The sequence below is a fragment of the Campylobacter sp. RM9331 genome (genome assembly GCF_020137685.1).
Classification (GTDB): domain Bacteria; phylum Campylobacterota; class Campylobacteria; order Campylobacterales; family Campylobacteraceae; genus Campylobacter_E.
In genome coordinates this window covers 1-16,566 of record NZ_JACGBA010000015.1, presented here as the reverse complement: position 1 = coordinate 16,566, position 16,566 = coordinate 1, and the positions used below count along the sequence as shown (strand labels likewise).

Annotated in this window: 18 protein-coding genes; 5 read left to right on the top strand and 13 right to left on the bottom strand. The window is 26.7% G+C overall.

Annotated features, from left to right (window positions below; translation table 11 throughout):
- The 4 genes from crcB to AVBRAN9331_RS06630 are packed head-to-tail and all read right to left on the bottom strand — an operon-like array spanning window position 1 to window position 3,476.
- Window positions 1–366, bottom strand: coding sequence for a fluoride efflux transporter CrcB (crcB, locus tag AVBRAN9331_RS06645; protein WP_214117327.1), 366 nt, complete (start codon window positions 364–366; stop codon window positions 1–3).
- Window positions 363–1,046: a lysophospholipid acyltransferase family protein gene (locus AVBRAN9331_RS06640; protein WP_214117326.1), complete on the bottom strand. Its 684-nt coding sequence runs from the start codon at window positions 1,044–1,046 to the stop codon at window positions 363–365. Before AVBRAN9331_RS06640 ends, crcB begins: the two co-directional genes overlap by 4 nt.
- Window positions 1,030–2,181, bottom strand: a complete 1,152-nt coding sequence (locus tag AVBRAN9331_RS06635; RefSeq protein WP_214117324.1) for a hypothetical protein — start codon at window positions 2,179–2,181, stop codon at window positions 1,030–1,032. The genes AVBRAN9331_RS06640 and AVBRAN9331_RS06635 overlap by 17 nt, the downstream gene beginning before the upstream one ends.
- On the bottom strand, window positions 2,181–3,476 hold the full coding sequence (locus AVBRAN9331_RS06630) for a S41 family peptidase (RefSeq protein WP_442862234.1): 1,296 nt from the start codon (window positions 3,474–3,476) through the stop codon (window positions 2,181–2,183). The genes AVBRAN9331_RS06635 and AVBRAN9331_RS06630 overlap by 1 nt, the downstream gene beginning before the upstream one ends.
- A 155-nt stretch (window positions 3,477–3,631) precedes the next feature.
- Between AVBRAN9331_RS06630 and AVBRAN9331_RS06625 the strand changes: the two genes are divergently transcribed.
- A complete protein-coding gene (locus AVBRAN9331_RS06625) occupies window positions 3,632–6,199 on the top strand; it encodes an ATP-dependent Clp protease ATP-binding subunit (protein WP_214120513.1) in 2,568 nt (855 codons plus the stop codon).
- Between the two features lie 11 nt (window positions 6,200–6,210).
- On the opposite strand, the gene AVBRAN9331_RS06620 is transcribed toward AVBRAN9331_RS06625, so the two are convergent.
- Genes AVBRAN9331_RS06620 through AVBRAN9331_RS06600 form a run of 5 tightly spaced genes read right to left on the bottom strand, consistent with a single transcriptional unit; the run spans window position 6,211 to window position 9,160 of the window.
- Window positions 6,211–7,284 (bottom strand): SLC13 family permease, encoded by a 1,074-nt coding sequence (locus tag AVBRAN9331_RS06620; RefSeq protein ID WP_336612657.1) that lies wholly within the window; start codon window positions 7,282–7,284, stop codon window positions 6,211–6,213.
- A gap of 33 nt (window positions 7,285–7,317) precedes the next feature.
- Window positions 7,318–7,722 (bottom strand): hypothetical protein, encoded by a 405-nt coding sequence (locus AVBRAN9331_RS06615; RefSeq protein WP_214120428.1) that lies wholly within the window; start codon window positions 7,720–7,722, stop codon window positions 7,318–7,320.
- 46 nt (window positions 7,723–7,768) lie between these two features.
- Window positions 7,769–8,299, bottom strand: a complete 531-nt coding sequence (locus AVBRAN9331_RS06610) for an SCO family protein (protein ID WP_214117317.1) — start codon at window positions 8,297–8,299, stop codon at window positions 7,769–7,771.
- Between the two features lies 1 nt (window position 8,300).
- Window positions 8,301–8,735, bottom strand: a complete 435-nt coding sequence (locus AVBRAN9331_RS06605; RefSeq protein WP_214117315.1) for a hypothetical protein — start codon at window positions 8,733–8,735, stop codon at window positions 8,301–8,303.
- On the bottom strand, window positions 8,735–9,160 hold the full coding sequence (locus tag AVBRAN9331_RS06600) for a copper chaperone PCu(A)C (protein ID WP_214120431.1): 426 nt from the start codon (window positions 9,158–9,160) through the stop codon (window positions 8,735–8,737). The genes AVBRAN9331_RS06605 and AVBRAN9331_RS06600 overlap by 1 nt, the downstream gene beginning before the upstream one ends.
- 144 nt (window positions 9,161–9,304) lie before the next feature.
- On the opposite strand from AVBRAN9331_RS06600, the gene AVBRAN9331_RS06595 reads away from it, so the two are divergent.
- Together AVBRAN9331_RS06595 and AVBRAN9331_RS06590 are read left to right on the top strand one after the other, a co-directional pair.
- The gene (locus AVBRAN9331_RS06595) at window positions 9,305–10,267 is read left to right on the top strand and encodes a L,D-transpeptidase family protein (protein WP_214117312.1); all 963 of its coding nucleotides are present in this window, start codon (window positions 9,305–9,307) and stop codon (window positions 10,265–10,267) included.
- The gene (locus tag AVBRAN9331_RS06590; RefSeq protein ID WP_336612656.1) at window positions 10,267–11,256 is read left to right on the top strand and encodes an alanine racemase; all 990 of its coding nucleotides are present in this window, start codon (window positions 10,267–10,269) and stop codon (window positions 11,254–11,256) included. Before AVBRAN9331_RS06595 ends, AVBRAN9331_RS06590 begins: the two co-directional genes overlap by 1 nt.
- Here AVBRAN9331_RS06590 and AVBRAN9331_RS06585 read toward each other — a convergent pair.
- Together AVBRAN9331_RS06585 and AVBRAN9331_RS06580 are read right to left on the bottom strand one after the other, a co-directional pair.
- Window positions 11,253–12,284, bottom strand: coding sequence for an AI-2E family transporter (locus AVBRAN9331_RS06585; protein ID WP_214149804.1), 1,032 nt, complete (start codon window positions 12,282–12,284; stop codon window positions 11,253–11,255). The genes AVBRAN9331_RS06590 and AVBRAN9331_RS06585 overlap by 4 nt on opposite strands.
- Complete coding sequence (locus AVBRAN9331_RS06580; RefSeq protein ID WP_214117301.1) at window positions 12,281–12,700, bottom strand: Hpt domain-containing protein; 420 nt, start codon at window positions 12,698–12,700, stop codon at window positions 12,281–12,283. Before AVBRAN9331_RS06580 ends, AVBRAN9331_RS06585 begins: the two co-directional genes overlap by 4 nt.
- A 68-nt stretch (window positions 12,701–12,768) precedes the next feature.
- On the opposite strand from AVBRAN9331_RS06580, the gene ruvB reads away from it, so the two are divergent.
- The gene (ruvB, locus tag AVBRAN9331_RS06575) at window positions 12,769–13,779 is read left to right on the top strand and encodes a Holliday junction branch migration DNA helicase RuvB (protein ID WP_214117299.1); all 1,011 of its coding nucleotides are present in this window, start codon (window positions 12,769–12,771) and stop codon (window positions 13,777–13,779) included.
- A gap of 22 nt (window positions 13,780–13,801) precedes the next feature.
- On the opposite strand, the gene AVBRAN9331_RS06570 is transcribed toward ruvB, so the two are convergent.
- Window positions 13,802–14,794 (bottom strand): pyridoxal phosphate-dependent aminotransferase, encoded by a 993-nt coding sequence (locus AVBRAN9331_RS06570; RefSeq protein WP_336612655.1) that lies wholly within the window; start codon window positions 14,792–14,794, stop codon window positions 13,802–13,804.
- Window positions 14,787–15,887 (bottom strand): aminoacetone oxidase family FAD-binding enzyme, encoded by a 1,101-nt coding sequence (locus AVBRAN9331_RS06565; protein ID WP_336612669.1) that lies wholly within the window; start codon window positions 15,885–15,887, stop codon window positions 14,787–14,789. Before AVBRAN9331_RS06565 ends, AVBRAN9331_RS06570 begins: the two co-directional genes overlap by 8 nt.
- 76 nt (window positions 15,888–15,963) lie before the next feature.
- On the opposite strand from AVBRAN9331_RS06565, the gene rdgB reads away from it, so the two are divergent.
- Window positions 15,964–16,557, top strand: coding sequence for an RdgB/HAM1 family non-canonical purine NTP pyrophosphatase (gene rdgB, locus AVBRAN9331_RS06560; protein WP_336612654.1), 594 nt, complete (start codon window positions 15,964–15,966; stop codon window positions 16,555–16,557).
- Window positions 16,558–16,566 lie beyond the last annotated feature (9 nt).

Genomic DNA, 16,566 nt, shown 5'->3' with positions numbered 1-16,566 from the left:
CTATTTAAAAAAATTTAAAGCAATATAAGTTGCTATTAGTCCAAATACTACATTTAAAATAATATTTGCACTAAAGGCAACGAAGCCTAATGATTTTAATAATGTTATGCTCTCATAAGTAATTGATGAAAAAGTAGTAAAAGCACCCAAAAATCCTACTACTATTAATAATCTTATTTCGTTTAAACTCTCGTAATTTTTAGCTAGTGCATAAAATAATCCTATCAAAAAACAGCCTATCAAATTAACGATTAATGTCCCAGCTATAAAGAATTTAAAATCAAAATTACGATTTATAAAAGTGCTTAAAATATATCTTAAAACAGCACCAATGGCTCCACCTAAAGCAACCATAAAAATATTCACTCATTAGCCTTGAAATATTCATTAATTGCTTCTTGCATTAAGTCTTTTGCATTGTCTAATTCATTAGCTTTTAGTGGTTGTAAAGGTATTATTGTAAGTTTTTTACCTAAGTGAATTGTTATTCTTTTACTATCTAAAATCTCTTTTGAACCAATAATTACAACAGGTTGAACTAAAACATCTAACTTAGTAGCTAGCATTGAAGCGCCTTTTTTAAATCTTAATAACTCATAGCCATCACTTCTAGTTCCTTCAGGAAACATAGATATGTTTCTATTATTATTTAATCTATCGTTTGCTTCATTTATAACTCTTACAAAATCTCTTGCGTTTTCTCTATCTATTGAAATCATTTTAGGTAATTTTATGATATTTCCAAAGAAAAATAATTCTTCAATCTGTTTTTTTGCAATCCAAGCTAAATCGTATGGATATATATCTTCAAGTGCGATAATATCTAGCATTGAGCGATGATTTAGGATAATCATTCTTGCATTAGGATTAAAATCGCCTTTTATTTCTATTTTATAACAGCACAATTTACGGATAAATTTTGCCCAAGTTTTTCTAATAACCCAATTTTTTTTAGGGAAAATAAACATTAAAACAATTACAAAAGCAATGCTGATTGCTATGATTATTGCTAGAAAAATACTTAAGATTTTATTCAATATCTTCATTTTTTACCCAACCACTTGTATTTTCATCAAGTGCTATTTTTACAAAATTGTCTTTTTTGGTTATGATTTTTACTTCTTTTATGTCAGTATTTTTATAAAAAATAGTTGAATTATTAGTTGGTAAAATTCTAACACTTGCACCTGATTTTAATTTAGCACTACTAAAATTCCCACCATCAATAAAGCTAAAAGCCACAAAAACTATAGCAAGTGCTATTAAAGAAAAAAACCTTTTAAAAATTACTACAATTATGAGACAAATTACAGCTAAGATTAAGCTTCCAATTTGTAAATAAAAATTAATTTCTTTTGTTATTGGATTTAAGTCTGTTTGAGTGCTTATTTCTTCAGATTCTACTATGATTTTATTAGAATATTCTATGAATTTATTTTCTAATGGGTCATAATATGAAAAAGAGAAATTTTTCATATTATTAGGAAAAATTAAAGCAATTGAGCATTTTGCATTTTCATAGTCTTTTCCGACATTTGTAATGCTTTGCGATTTTGCAGTTTTTAAAGAAAAATTATTAAAATTAGTGTTATTTGCTTTTGCGTCCATTCCACATATAACGCTAGTTTCATCATATTCAGTGCATTTTAAATTCGTAATTTTTAAATCACTTGCAACCAACTCTACATAATCTTTATTAAATTTTAATTCTTCAATTTTTAAATTATCTAGGCTGATTTTAGCATTTCCTACTTCTTGAGTATTTCTAAATAACTTAGCATCAATTGAGTTTAGTTTAGCATTTGCTGTATTTGCTTGAAAATAAACACGAGTAGTATAAATTCCATTTTCGCTATTAAATTTAATATCTTTATTTAATTGTTGCATATCAATACTTTTTTCAAAATTAATTTGCGGAGTAAAATTTGTTTTGTAATTAGAATTAATTGTTATATCTATATAAAAAACTTCTTTAGTTTTTACAGAATTTTTTGAAAAATTAGCATTAATAGCAAGTTCTACTTTATCATTAAATTCTTCTTTAATATCGCTAGTAAAACTATTTGCATCTTCATTATTTTGATTAAGGTTTGTATAAACTTGAGCGTCCATTACACTTAATTCTTTTGATGGAGCTGCAAATAAAATACTAGCAAATATCAAAAAGATTATTTTTTTCATTAATTTCCTTTAATTACTAAGATTTTTAAAGCGTCAATTGCTGATTTTAATTGAGAATCTTCATTGATTTGCTCTTGAGTTAGCGTATTTTTATCGGTTTTGTTTTCTTTTTTACCATCAATTTTTTCTAATTCATTTTCTAGGTGTTTTTTAAGTTCACTTTCTTTTATACTAAAGCCACTATCTTCAGTATTTACCTTACCAGGATACACAATAATATCAGGAGTAACTCCTACTGCTTGAATTGTTCTTCCACTTGGTAGGTAGTATTTTGCGATTGTTAGTTTTATACCTTCTTTATCATTGATTTCTCTAATCATTTGAACACTTCCTTTACCAAAAGTCTTCTCACCAACAATAATCGCTCTTTTTCTATCTTGCATAGCTCCACTTACGATTTCGCTTGCACTTGCACTTCCACCATTTACAATTATACTAATAGGTATTTTTGTATTTATCGCAGCACCTTTAATCGCTAAAGTATCTATTTTAGCACTTTCATCTCTTCCTTTTTGAGATACTAAAATACCTTTATCAATAAATAAATTCAATAAATCTGTAGCTTGATTTAATAAACCACCTGGATTGTTTCTTAAATCAATTACTATCCCTTTAATATCCTTATTAATAGCTAATGCGTCTTTTACTTTACTTACAACATTTCTATCAAAACTTGTAATTCTAATGTATAAAAAGTCTGTATTTTCTATTTTTTTAGTATAAACGCTTTCAACTTTTATAATATCTCTTGTTATCGTAAAATCTAGTGGCTTTTTCTCGCCTTTTCTATATATTGTAATATTAATCTTAGTATTTGGTTTGCCACGCATTTTAGAAACTGCGTCATCAAGATTCATTCCTATCGTGCTTTCATTTTCAATTTTTAAAATAACATCGCCTGATTTTATACCAATTTTATCAGCAGGTGTTCCTTCAATTGGTGCAATAACGGTTATTGCATTATCTTTAATTGATAAAGTCATTCCAAGACCGCCAAATTCTCCGTTTGTGCTTTCTTGTAAAGATTTGAAATTCTTTTCATTTAAAAATGCTGAATGTGCGTCAAGATTACTCAATAATCCTTCTAAAGATTTATCCACAAGTTGCTCTATACTGATTTCATCAACATAATTTGCTTCAATCATTCTAAAAGTTTTAATAAGCTTTGAGAATGCTTGTCTTTCAGCTTCTTCATCAGTTTTTGCAAACAACGAAATTCCAAGTGCAACACACAAAAATATCTTTTTATTAAAATTCACGATAGCTCCAATAAGATTTAAGATTAAAGCTGTGATTTTAACGCAATTTTTTAAATACAAGTAAGCAATTATGTGTATTTTTAAATAAAAAACTTAGCACTTAATATATTTAAGTGATAAATTTAATTTTATACTTGACAATAATAGACTAAAGTAATATAATGCGAACCATATCAATTAAAGGAGATAATATGAATATTCAAGATAAATTAACAAATCAATTTAATGAAACTTTAAGTCAAGCAGTAAGCTTATGTGTATTTAATAAAAATCCAAATATAGAACCATTTCATATTTTATGGGCTATTGCTAATGATTCGAGTTCTATTCTTAATCAAGTATTTAATAAATTATCAATAGATAAAACCGCAATTTCACTAATGTTAAAAAGTAAGGCTGATAATTTAGTAAAAAGCGATGGAGTAAATGCTAATAATGTAAAACCTAGCAATGCGCTTTTAACTTCACTTGAAAAGGCTATTGGATTTGCTTTAAGTAAAGGTGATAGCTACTTAAGCACTGATATGTGGATAATTAGTGAGTGTGATAAGGGTGGAATTTGTGAGTTATTAAAAGATTATTTAGATTTACTTGTATTAAAAAGCGAATTAAATGCTTTAAGAGGTGATAGAAAAATTAGCGAAAAAGAGCAAGATGATATAAGTAATAAAGAATTAGAAAAATACACCACAAATCTAGTTGAATTAGCAAAATCAGGCAAACTTGACCCAATTACAGGAAGAGATAATGAATTAGAAAGGCTTATGCAAATCTTAATTAGAAAAAGCAAAAATAATCCTATTTTATTAGGTGAGCCAGGAGTTGGTAAAACAGCTATAGTAGAAGCTCTAGCTCAAGCAATTGCTAATAAACAAGTGCCAAGCTCTTTAGCTAATAAACAAATATTAAGTCTTGATTTAGCAGCACTTGTTGCAGGAGCAAAATACCGCGGAGAATTTGAAGAAAGACTTAAAAATATAATTGAAAGTGTAAAAGCAAATCCTAATATCATAATTTTTATTGATGAAATTCATACAATATTAGGTGCAGGTGCAAGTGAAGGAAGTATGGATGCTGCTAATATACTTAAACCTGCTTTAAGTAGGGGCGAGTTTAAAACCATTGGTGCAACCACTTTAAAAGAATATAAAAAATATTTTGAAAAAGATGCTGCAATGCAAAGAAGATTTCAAAGCATAATTGTGAATGAACCAAGCGTAAATGATGCAATAGCAATGCTTAGGGGTCTTAAAGAAAGATTAAGCGCTCATCATAATGTAAGTATTAATGATAAAGCTTTAGTAGCTGCTGTTAAGCTTAGTAATCGTTATATTCAAGGAAGATTTTTACCTGATAAAGCAATAGATTTAATAGATGAAGCTGCAGCTGAACTTAAAATGCAAATTGAAAGTGAGCCAAGTGCTTTAAGAAATGTAAAAAATAATATCGTTAGATTAAGAGTTGAAAAAGAAGCTTTATTAATGGAAGGTGAAGAAAAAAATAAAGAAAGATTAAAAGAAATTGAAAATGAATTAAGTGAATTTAGCGAAGAAGAAAGAAAATTAAGAATGAAATTTGAAAACGAGCAAAGAGTATTTGCCGAAATTTCAAAGAAAATGAACGAGATTAATAATTTGCAAAATGAAGCAAATATTGCAAAAAATAAAGGAGATTATCAAAAAGCAGGAGAGATTGAATACGGAAAAATCCCACAAGTTAAAAACGAGCTTGAGAATGCTAAGGCAAATTGGCAAGAGTTAAAACAAAGCGGAACTTTACTTAAAAACGAAGTTGATGATGAGCAAGTAGCATTAATTTTAGCAAAAATGACAGGAATAAAGGTTAGTAAATTACTAAGCAATGAGAGTGAAAAATACTTAAATCTTGAAAATAATTTACAAACTCGTGTGGTAGGACAAGATAAAGCTATAAAAGCTCTAGCTCGTGCAGTAAGGGCAAATAAAGCAGGGCTTAGTGATACTAATCGTCCTATAGGAAGCTTTTTATTCTTAGGGCCTACAGGAGTTGGTAAAACTGAATTAGCAAAAGCAATTGCAAAAGAGCTTTTTGATGATGAAAAGGCTTTAATTCGTTTTGATATGAATGAATACGCTGAAAGTTATAGAGTAAGCAATTTAATAGGTTCTGCGGTTGGTTATGTAGGAAGTGATGAAGGCGGACAATTAACAGAAGCTGTTAAAAATAGACCTTATTCGGTGTTACTTTTTGATGAGATAGAAAAGGCTCATCCTGAGATATTTAATATATTTTTAAATATGTTAGATGAAGGAGCTTTGAGTGATAATAAAGGCTTTAGGGTTGATTTTAAAAACACTTTAATAATATTTACAAGTAATATTGGAGCAGCTAAATTTGTAGATATTAAAAATGAAAAAGAAAGAAATGAATTAATAAATAAAGAATTATTAAAATACTTTAAACCTGAATTTGTAAATAGGCTTGATGAAATAGTAGGATTTAATGCTTTAAATAAAGATTTATGCTTACAAATTGTTGATATTTTACTTAAAAATACTAGCAATAAATTAGCTGAACTTGGAATTGGCTTTAGTATTAGTGAGAATGCAAGATTAGAAATTTTAAATCTAGGATATAGTGATGAATATGGTGCTAGAGCCTTAAAAAGAACTATATATCAAGAAATTGATTCAAGACTTAGTGAGCTTATTTTACAAGGGAATTTGAAATCTTTTGTAGAAGTTGATTTTGATAAGGAATTTATTTTTAATACGAAATAATTTTATCCCGATTAAATTCGGGATAATTCTTTAAAAACTACTAAAATTATTAAAAATACAATATTTATCCAAGTAAAATTGATTATGTATTTAAAAGCTTTATTTTTATAAGAATTAATGTAGTATTTATAAGAAATTAAACTCGCCATAGAAGCTATTAAAGTCCCTAATGAGCCAATATTTACCCCTAATAATAATTCTTTATAATCATTTGTAAAACTAGCCAAAAACACACAAGCAGGAACATTGCTAATAATCCAAGATAAAAATATACTTAGATAAAAAATATCAAATTCTTTAATACTTATAAAATAACTTATATTTTTTACAAATATAAAAAGATTTATAAAAATTATAATAAGAGAAAAATCAGCTTTAAAAATTGCGTTTTTATTGCTAATAAATAAGCTTATAAAAACTACAAAAAAGCCTAAAAATATATTTAAAATATCACTAACACATAAAATTGATATGAAAAATAATGCTAGGTTTTGGATAAATAATTTTTGATTTATTTGAGTTTTTATAAGATTTTTTAGTTTTATGTTTTTGTTTTTAATGTTTATGGTAAAAATAAATAATAATATTAAAGATATAAAGCAGTAAATATAAGTGCTTTTAAAAAAGCTTAAAAAATCTAAATGAAAATATGTGAATATAAATAAATTTTGTGGATTTCCAAATGGTGTTAGCATTGAGCCAAGATTTGCTGCTATTGTTTGTAATATTATGATTTGCATAGTAAATTTTTTCGCTTTTAATTCTTTTAATAAATAAATACTAAAAGGCACAAAACAAAGCAACGCTACATCATTAGTAACTAACATAGAGCTAAAAAAACATATTAGTATTAGTAAAATTGCTATGGTTTTTAATTTGGTAATTTTGTTTAATACATAAAAGGCAAGTAGCTTAAATGCTCCTATTAATTCTAAGGATTTATTAACAGCTATAAACATAGAAAGTAGGGCAAGTGTCTTAAAACTTATAAAATCATATAAAGAATTTAAATAAGTAAAATCAATACCTTTAAAAATAATTAAAACAACAAAACTAATTAATGAAAGAATAAATGTAAATAGCATAAGTTTAATTCATTCCGAAAAACGGAATGAATATTAATAATCGTCTTTTTCGCTTACTTGATATTCAAGCTCTTCAATTCTATCTTCTAAACCATAAATAATCTCTTTTAATTTTTCAAGTTCCATAAAGATTTTATCGCTTGAGTTTTTATCACGATTATTGTTGAATTGTTTCATAATACCAAGTTCAGCTTTTAATTTTTCAATTTCATTTTGTAATTCTTCAACTTTACTTACTTCGTTAGACAATGTAGTTTCCTTTGATTTAGATTTAACAGCTTTATCTTCAACTACTTCTTTTTCTACTTTTTCAGCTTTTGTTGCAGTTGGTTTTTTTGCTACTTCTTTAGAAGTTTCTTTTTTACTTACTTCTTTTTTAGCAGTAGTTTTTTTAGCTGTTTGCTTTGTTTCTTTTTCGCTAGTTTTTTTAGTAGCCATTATTTCTCCTTTATATATTTAAAAACCGAATTGTAAAAGTAAATAGTTAATTATTACCTAAAAATTCGCTAATTTTTTTCTTAACATTCGCATTTGTTAAATTGCTTATTTCTCCTTTGAAATTACCATCTTTATCAATTATATAAAAACTTGAGCTATGGGCTACGGTGTATTCAGCAGCACTATCTTGATAAATATACTCATATTTTACCCCATAGTTTTTTGAAATTCTTTTAAGCTCATCTTCGCTAGGCACAAGTCCTAGTGAGTTTTTATAAAAATATTGCACATATTCATTTATATCATTTGCCGTATCTCTTTTAGGGTCAAGACTAATAAATAATATTTTTATATCATTTCTATTTAATTCATTCAAAGCTTTAGTGGCAATAGCTAAAGAAGTAGGGCATATATCAGCACACAATGTGTAGCCAAAGTAAATTAATAAATTATCTCCTTTAAAATCTTTAAGGGTATAAGTTTTATCACCTGCTCCTTTTAAATTAAAATCATATTTATTATTAAAACAAGCAGTTAAGATTAATCCTAAAAAAATAAAAATAATTAGCTTTTTCATACTATCTCCTAACATCAAAATCTATAGATAAATCAAGGCTTTTATTATCATTAAATAATTCTAATCTATATCTCATAGTATTTTCAGTACAAGCACTAAAAACAATATCTGCAATATAAGCATTATCAATCTTTTCAAATTCTCCTACAATATCTCCCATATACATATTAAGCCCATAAAGTCTTGCATTTAATTTGGGAAAATCTTCTAAATTTTTAATAATTACTTTTGTTTCTTCTAAGGTTTTTAGCGGTTTTGGACTTAAATCAAATATGATTTTTTTACCATTATAATCTACTTCACACTCGCTTACATTTAAATCGCAACTAAGTGGAGTTAATGTAGTGATTAACTCCCTTTTTTTAGAATTTGGATAAAAATAAAACAAACTTGCAAAAATAGCAATTATTACTAATAAAAATATTAATTTTTTCATTAATGAGCGTGAATTATTGATTTTGCTGGAATGTCTTTTAATTCAACTTTTTCGCCATTACTAAAGCTTAGTTCTAAATTAAGTTTAGTATCTTCTTTAATGCTATCTTTAATATCCATTAGCATAATATGATAGCTTTTTGGTTTTAGTTCTAAAGTATCATTTGCCTTGATTGTTGCGTCTTGTATTCTAATCATTTTCATCATACCATCTTCGTGAATATGAGTGTGGATTTCTGTATTTTTTGCAAAATCACATTTAGCATCAACTAACTTTATATCTTCATTTGAGTTGTTTTTAATACTCATAAAAATAGCTGAATTTTTTGCATTTGGTGGGGTAATTTTAACATAAGGCTCACTTATTTCTATGTTGTTTGCAAATAAACTTGCACCTAAACTTAACGCTAATAATATCTTTTTCATTGAATTCTCCTTTTTAATAAAAACGATAAGGATTATAAATAAATTTTTCTTAATGAAAGCAATAATCAAAAAAACATTTTTGGTATTAACTTAGCTTTAAAATTACTTTTTATAATTAGTCCTTAACTTTTATAGGAGCTAATAGTGAAAAAAATCATAATTTTATTATTATCAATTTATTTATATTCAGACAATTTATTACAAATTTATTTAAAAGATGGCATAGGTGCAGTTGAAAATAAGCTTGAAGCTGGACTTAGTGATGTTAAGTTTTGGCAAACTCAATTGCAAGGACTTGATTTAAAATATGGATACTATAGCGATGATGCTATGGTGGTAGTAGTTGATAAAGATAAACAAAAATTAGTTTTATTTGAAGAAAAAAACAACAAATTAACACCTAAATTCGAGCAAAGTGTAATAACAGGTCTTATGGGTAATAAAGAAAGAGAAGGGGACTTAAAAACCCCTATTGGAGCTTATCAGGTTTTAAACAAAATGGTTCCACCTGATAATTATTATGGACCTTATGCTTTTGTTTTAAACTATCCTAATTTATATGATAAAGTTCGTAAAAAAACAGGCTCTGGAATTTGGATTCATGGTTTTCCACTTGAAGGCGATGTAAGATATGATGCTTATAAGACTAAGGGTTGTGTTGTAATGACTAATGATGTTTTGTTAGATTTTAATGGCATTGTAAATAATAAAAAAATATATGTATTAATTAATGAAAAAGGCGTTGTTAGCACAAATGCTGATGAAATTGCTTTAATATTGGCTAATTTATTTGATTGGAAAAATGCTTGGACTAACAATGATTATAAAACATATCTTAGTTATTATAGTGATGAGTTTATTAAATATGATGGCACGAAAATATCTGCTTTTAAGGAGCAAAAAAAGGCAATTTTTAGTAGAAAGCAGGATAAAACAATACAATTTAAAGATATAAATATAATTCCTTATCCTAATTTAGAGCAAAGGAAAATATTTAAGATTACTTTTTATGAAAATTATGCTACTTCAAGTTATACTTTTAATGGCGAAAAAGTTTTATATATTGAATTAGTAAATGGAAAAATGTCAATCTTAACGGAGCAATAATGGCATTTATCACAATTAATAAAGCAAATTATTTTCATAATTTAAATGAGTGCTTAAAAAAAGTTAGTAGCATTGATAAATTAATCATTATTTTAAAGGACAATGCTTACGGGCACGATATTAATATAATTAGTGATTTGGCTTTAGAATTTGGTATTAAAAATGTCGCAGTAAAAAACATAAATGAAGCTAGTATTATTCAAAATAAATTTAAAAATATATTAATACTATCTCAAATTCCAAAGCATTATAAAGCTTGCGATAATTATATTTTAGCGATTAATGATTTGAGTTATTTTGATTATTTAAATAATGAAGATAAAGTCGCTTTAAAACTTGATACTAATATGCATAGAAGTGGAATATGTGAAAACAATTTAGAATTAGCTCTAAAAATTATTAAAGAAAAAAAGCTGAAATTAGTATCAGCTTTCACTCATTATTCAAGTCCAAATAATATTAAAAATCAAAAACCACTTTATATAAAAATGTGCGAGTTTATAAAGAATAATTATTCTGATGAAGTGTTTTTTCACTCTGCAAATTCTAGCACTTTATTTTTAGATAAAAATGAATACGATAAGGCCGCTAGAGTAGGCTTAGCACAGTTTGGATATTGCGATGTAAAGGCTAATTTAAAGCCGGTTTTAAGTCTTTGGGCTGAAAAAATTAGCTCAAGAATTATTAGTGCTGGAGATAGTATTGGATATGATGAGATTTTTGTATCTAATAAGGATTTAAAAGTTGCTAATTATGATTTAGGATATGGAGATGGGCTTTTATATTATAAAGGTTTAAAAGAATTTAAATTAGCAAATAACGAACAAGTTTTAGGCAAAATCTCAATGGATAGCTTTAGCATTGAAGATACTAATAAAGAAAATATCTGCGTATTTAACGATGCTTTAAAATACGCAAATTATTTTAATACTAATGTTTATGAAGCTTTAGTTAGATTAAATCCAAGCATTAAAAAAATAATAATTTAATGCTTTTCTATAATTAACACATAAAGTTTTACAACTGATAAAAATAAAGCCAAAATAGCAGGCCCTAATATAACTCCCCAAAAGCCAAATGTAGAAATACCAGCAATCATTGCAAAAAATATCAAAAGCTCATTTACATTTGCTGGTGTTTTTAACAATTTTTCATTAATCCATCTAATTATTAATGGTTTTACAAAAGTATCTGCAATAATAGAAATCATAATAATTGAATAAAGCGCAATTATTATAGCATTTGCTGTATTGCCGTGAGAGTATTCATATAAACTAACAGGAACCCAAAGTAAAGCACCTCCTATTAATGGAATTAGCGAAGATATTGCATATAAAATACCCATTAAAAGTCCGTTATATCCAAAATACATTAAAAATACTGCAAATAATAAACCTTCAAAAACAGCAGTAATAATTACAGAATAAAACACAACGCTCATTACATTAGATACTTCGCCTAATACATTTTCAAATTCACTTTTTTTAAGCGGCATAAGTTTTCTAAAAAATCCTACAAGTTCTACTCCATAATAATTTGCGAAGAAATAAAATATTATTATTAATATAAGTTCAGTAAAGAATTTAACACCTGATTTTGTAAAATTTGAAGCATAATTTAATATGTTTTTACCTACATTATTTAAATCTATTTCATTTAAAGCTTCTTTTACTTTTGGCTCTATGTAGTCTAAATTGCTTGGTAAATTAAATTCTGCTGATTTTAATTTTGTAATTGTTGTTTGAATTTGAGCTATATCTAAGTCTTTAATTGAACTTGCTAAAGAAAAGCTAGTGTATGCAAGTGGAGCAAAAAATAATAAAGACATCATAGTTGTTAAAACTATTGGAGCTACATATTTTCTTTTTGTTTTTACGAATATTTTATGATGAAGATTTGCAGTAGCAACTGCCATTAAAACAGCAATTGCAATAGTTAATAAAAAAGGTTTAAATAAATAAAGCAAACAACATAAAACCAATAAAACAATAGCTGTTATAAAATATTTAGCATTCATTTATTTAGCCTTTGTGGTAGGTGAATAATTTTTGGATTTAACGCCGATAGATAAGGATTATTATCGTTAAAATCTCTTTTGTATATCATAAATTGGTCAGTTACAAAAAGTAGCCAATCTACTAATTCATCGCTAGCAGGACCTCTCATATCTCTAGCTTCATCTAAGACATCTTCAACAATTTTACAAATATTTACGAATTGATTAATTTTTAAAAAACCACTAGCGCTTTTCATATTATGAAACATTCTAAAAAGCTCATTTACTTTATTTTTATATTTATCTTCATCTTCAAGTGCGATAATAACAGGCTCTAAAGAATCGCAAAAAATATTAAAATGGGTCATAAAATCATCAACGATATCAAAATCAAATTCTAATTCTAATTGCCCTAAAAGTCCTAAATTTTTATTCATGTAATCACTCGTTTTTATATTTTGCTAAGATTATACAAATTATTTACAAACATTATTTAAGGTAAAAAATGGAAAGAATAGTTGAAATTGAACAATTTAAAGATGATAGCAAATATGAAATTAGCCTAAGACCAAGCACTTTTGATGAATATGTAGGTCAAAACAAAACTAAAGAGAATTTAAAAGTATTTATAAAATCAGCAAAGTTAAGAAATGCTCCGCTTGATCATACTTTATTTTTTGGCCCTGCAGGTCTTGGAAAAACTACTTTAGCAAATATAATTGCAAATGAAATGGGAGTAAATATCAAAACCACAGCAGCTCCTATGATAGAAAAAAGCGGAGATTTAGCTGCAATTCTTACAAATCTTGAAGATGGAGATATATTATTTATTGATGAAATTCATCGCTTAAGCCCTGCTATTGAAGAAGTTTTATATCCAGCGATGGAGGACTTTCGTCTTGATATTATAATAGGAAGTGGCCCTGCAGCTCAAACCGTTAAAATTGATTTAGCTAAGTTTTGCTTAATTGCTGCTACTACTAAAAGCGGTGGAATTTCAACTCCGCTTAGGGATAGATTTGGGATTAATTGTAGGCTAGAGTTTTATACCCCTGATGAACTTGCCTTAATTATTAGCAAAGCTGCTTTAAAACTTGATATTACCTGTGATAACGACGCTAGTAAAGAAATAGCTAAAAGATGCAGAAGCACCCCAAGAATTGCCCTTAGACTTCTTAAAAGAGTTAGGGATTTTGCCATAGTAAATAATGAAACAAAAATCACTTTAAAAAGAGCTAAATTAGCGCTTGAGAGTTTAGGCGTAAATGAATTAGGTCTTGATGAGTGTGATTTAAATTATCTTGAGTTTTTATGCAAGGCTAAAAAAGCAGTGGGCTTAAATACTATTGCAGCAGCTTTAAGTGAAGATGAAAGAACTATTGAAGATGTAATCGAGCCTTATTTAATAGCAAATAATTACATAGAAAAAAGTGCAAAAGGAAGGGTAGCAACCACTAAAGCTTATTCGCTTTTAAAATTAAGTGGTTATACACCTTCTTTATTTGATATAAATTAAGAATTAAATTCTTAATTTATTTTTACACTAAATCTTTTTCTTTTGCTAATTTTAAGGCTTTAAAAAATACATTTAATTCTTCAATATTTCCTACGCTAATTCTGTTAAATAAAGGGTAATTATGTATTTTTCTACCTACTTTAACCCCGTTTTCTAGCATAAAATTATGATAATTTTCACTTTTTATTTTATGTAAAATAAAATTAGCATTAGATTTAAAATAAAAAATATCCAATTCATTTAAAACCTGCTCTAATTTAGCCTTATTTTCTAAAGTCATAGCTCTTGTTTTACTTACAAATTCTTCATCTTTTAAAGCATTTATAGCACAAAATAAAGCATAAGCATTGATATTGTCTATTAAAATAAACTCATCAATAAAAGAAAACAATTCATTTTCAGCAATAGCATATCCTATTCTAAGTCCTGCTAGAGCATAGATTTTAGAAAAGGTTCTAGTAATTATTATATTTTTTTGACATTTTTTAATACTTACAAAATTAGCATTGTATTCAGCATAAGCTTCATCTAAAATCATATAAGTATTATCCTTACAAATTGAGCATAAATACTCTAAATCATTTTGGCTAAGCTCTTTTGCACTTGGGTTGTTTGGATTGGTAATGTAAATTAAATTATATGAGTTTTTTAATGGTTTTATATCATTTACATTTAGGATAAAATCATCTTTTAAATAAATATAAGTAATTTTTATTTTTAAAGCTTTTGCAATGCTTAAAACTAAATCAAATGTTGGCATAGGAACTATTAAATTAAGCTCTTTATTTTCGCTTTTTGCTCTTGCATTTAAAGCACAAATTGTTCTATAAATAATATCGCTTGAGCCACAACCTAAGCTTATGTTATGTGATTTTACATTATGCTTTTTGGCTAGTTCTTCTTTTAGCAAATACTCGCTATCGCAAGGGTATTTACACATTAAATCATAATCATTCATAATGCTTTTAAAATCGTGCTTTATTAAGGTATTTTCATTATTTGATAAATCAATCATCTTTTAACTCCTTGTTTAAATAATTTGCCAATTTTTTTGCACTAGCAAATGCAAAATGTATATTAAATCCGCCTAAAATCCCCGCTACATTTAAACATTCACCTATGAAAAATAAACCTTTATTTCCTAAGCTTTCATAATGCTCATTTAGGCTTTTTAGACTAACTCCACCTTTACAAACTTCTGCTTTATTAAAGCCTAGATTTCCTGCTGGTGCGAACTCATAATTATATAATTTATTTATAATCTCTTTTTCTTCTAAATTATATTTATTCATTGCTTTATCGCTTAAATTATTTGCATTTAAGTATTCTTTAATAAAAGCTTTAGGTAAAGATAAATGCGTGCTAGCTTGCTTTAAACTGCTAAAATCTATTTTAAAATCATTTAGAAAATTAATTTTGATTTTGCCTTTAGTCCAAAACAATGAAGCACTCAAAACCACAGGGCCGCTAATACTTTTATGGGTAAATAACATAGAGCCTTTAAAAATATCATTAATGCAAACTTCAATGCTAATTCCACTAAGATTTTTCATAAAAAACTCATCTTTTTGTAAAGTAAGTGGCACTAAAGCAGGTAAAAACTCGCTAAATCCTATTTGAAATTCTTTTGCAATTTTTAATGCAATATCGCTTACTCCTAAAGTAGCAAAAGAAATTCCACCGGTAGCAATTACTACATTTTTAGCTAAAAACTCGCCTTTATTTGTGGTGATTTTATAAGAATTATTTGCCTTTTCTAAGCCTAAAACTTTAGTATTTAGCATAATTTTTGATTTATTTTGACTTAATAATCTATCAAGGATTAATGAAGAATTAGGAGCAAAAAACTGCTTATTTCTAATTTTATTAAACTTAATTCCTTTAAAAAAATTAAGATTATCTTGATAGCTAAACTCATCTAAACTTTGCTTTAATTTATCATAATCATCGCATAAATACGATTTAATATTGATATTTTCATTTGTTACATTGCATTTGCCACCACCACTTATTAAAAGTTTTTTAGCAACGGCGTTATTTTGCTCTAAAATTAAAGCATTTTTTTTCAAATTAGCAGCCAAAAATAATCCCGCTGCTCCAGCTCCAATAATTATTAAATCTTTAATGGTTTGTCCTTTTGGTATTTTTATTACTTATAATACTAAAAATTATAAAGGATAGATAATGAAAATAATAATTGCGAGTTCAAATAGTGGTAAATTAAAAGAATTTAAAGAATTATTAACAAATTGCGAGCTTTATTTAGCAAGTGATTTTGTGAGTGATTTTAATCCTATTGAAAATGGAAATAGCTTTAAACAAAATGCAAAAATTAAAGCAAAAGCATTGTGGGATAAATTAAGCGAAGAAGATAAGAAAAATTATGCAGTATTAGCTGATGATAGTGGTCTTTGCGTTGAGGCTTTAGATAATGCTCCAGGCATTTTTTCTGCTAGATACGCAAATGATTTTAGTGATGAAAAAGATGCTAAAAATAGAGAAAAATTACGCCTTGAATTAACTAAAGTTGGAGTTGATTTTAGTAAGGCTAGTTTTGTTTGCGTTTTATGCTTAATTACTAATTCAAAGATAGAATTTGCAAAAGGCGTTTGTGATGGAACGATTAGTAAAATAGAAAGCGGTAATAATGGTTTTGGCTATGATAATATGTTTATTCCTTTAGGATTAAGTAAGACTTTTGCAGAGCTTAGTCAAGATGAAAAAAATAAAATTAGCCACAGATTTAAGGCTTTAGAAGAATTAAAAAAGATTTTTTAATAAATTATA